The organism is Photorhabdus sp. RM71S (assembly GCF_042879355.1).
Classification (GTDB): Bacteria; Pseudomonadota; Gammaproteobacteria; order Enterobacterales; family Enterobacteriaceae; genus Photorhabdus; species Photorhabdus kayaii.
In genome coordinates, this window is record NZ_JBHFKV010000116.1 from 1 (window position 1) to 1,752 (window position 1,752).

General features: G+C 33.7%; 1 protein-coding gene. It reads left to right on the top strand.

Annotated elements, in window-relative coordinates; genetic code table 11:
• Positions 1 to 340: 340 nt before the first annotated feature.
• Positions 341 to 667, top strand: a complete 327-nt coding sequence (locus ACGF5R_RS23880) for an ABC-2 family transporter protein (RefSeq protein ID WP_387693105.1) — start codon at positions 341 to 343, stop codon at positions 665 to 667.
• Positions 668 to 1,752 lie beyond the last annotated feature (1,085 nt).

Here is a 1,752-nt window from a genome sequence, read left to right on the forward strand (position 1 = left end):
CAAGTTGCCTCTTTGTTGGCTGCACTCACTCACCCCGGTCACATAGTTACCTATGCTCCCGGGGATTCGCTCCCTTGCCGTCGCGATGCATCTTGAAATCCATTGGGTATAAAATAAAAAACGAGAAAATATTATATTTACAACAACTACTCAATGAAAGTTATTTATTTAAGTAAGTTTTTAACTTACGTTCGCATAATAATAACCATTTTATCAAAGCATCGATTACTTATATTTACGTTAATATTGGATGTTCAGAACGCAAAAATTTAACTGAATTCCCTTTAGATGATCTATTATTTTGAAATGTTACTTAGGAAGCAACAAAACCTTTGCTTCATTGAGCTTTCATTTTATCAATTTACTTCTGTACATTTTGCTGTTGCTGACTGGAATGATAACGTACTACAGTATTTGGTTTATTTGGACTGCTAATTCGTTTTGGTGGCTTGGTAATGAACACCGAGATTCCTTGTTTTTAAATAATATTATTATTGCGCGTTTTCCTATTGGTATCTTTAATGGCAGGTTCGGTTTTATTCTTAAGATGATGATTCCTCTGACATTAATTGCGAATCCTGCTGCTATGGCGTTAATTGGAAATGTTGGATGGGAATTGGAGATAATGTCGGTTTTCATTTTGATTTTTTTCTTAGCCCTATCATAAGCCAGAACGTCTCGATATTACGTCACAATCTCTTGTAAAACAGACCACGCGGTGGTTTGAAAGGTAAAACGCTTTATGGGATTCTTTTTGAAAAAATGAGAACGTAAAAATGCTCTATCTTTTTTCAGTGAGTCTGTACACTATTATGTTATTCCTCAATAATAGGATTATTTGCTTTTTTTATTTCTTCTTTTATTGTCGGAAGCAATACGAGTTTGTATCTCCTGCTGGGATAATGGTGTTGTCATGGGTGATATTCGTGATGTAATATCAAAAATATTTCCATCATCGAATTCAGGATTGTTAATAAATCGAAAATACCCGGTAGGAACAGTCAGTCTCCCTCGGTAATCACATGACTACATCTTATTCTTTACTTGATATTGAAACTAATGTAAAACTAGTCATTAATGATTAAGCTGTTTGCACATAATACCATTTAATGGCTGATTTTAAGTTGATAATAAAACCAGACTAGCCGGCTTTTATTTTTACATTCTACTTTTTCCTCTTTTTCATATGTTTTTGATAGCTTACTATCAATATAATGGATATTATTATTGATAGCGTTGCTGATGTGTCTATACCCGTCATCTTTCAAGTTGCCTCTTTGTTGGCTGCACTCACTCACCCCGGTCACATAGTTATCTATGCTCCCGGGGATTCGCTCCCTTGCCGCCGCGATGTATCTTGAAATCCATAGGGTATATATGTTTTCTGCGTCTGTGAATATCTTTCTATACCAGCCCGTGGCATATTCTGGTCTATTAGATAATCCAATGTTTTTAATAGGTTTAATAGGTGATAAAATTAGTTTTAGTTTACGTTGATCTTTTTTTATTTATGTTAAAGATATTATTTTGTTGTCGTAAGATAACGCTTAATAAATTATTCTTTCACTTAATATTATATTTTTTATAAGTTGTTATATTGGATGATTTTGTAAATAATAAGTCGCATTTTGAATTAATATCATAGGTAGATTCACATAATAAGTGCAACATCGTTAATCTGGAAGTAAACATGTTCGTATTCCCTTAAATAATTCATTCGGTGTTTTCCCACCCCGTGTTTTTCGGGGGCGA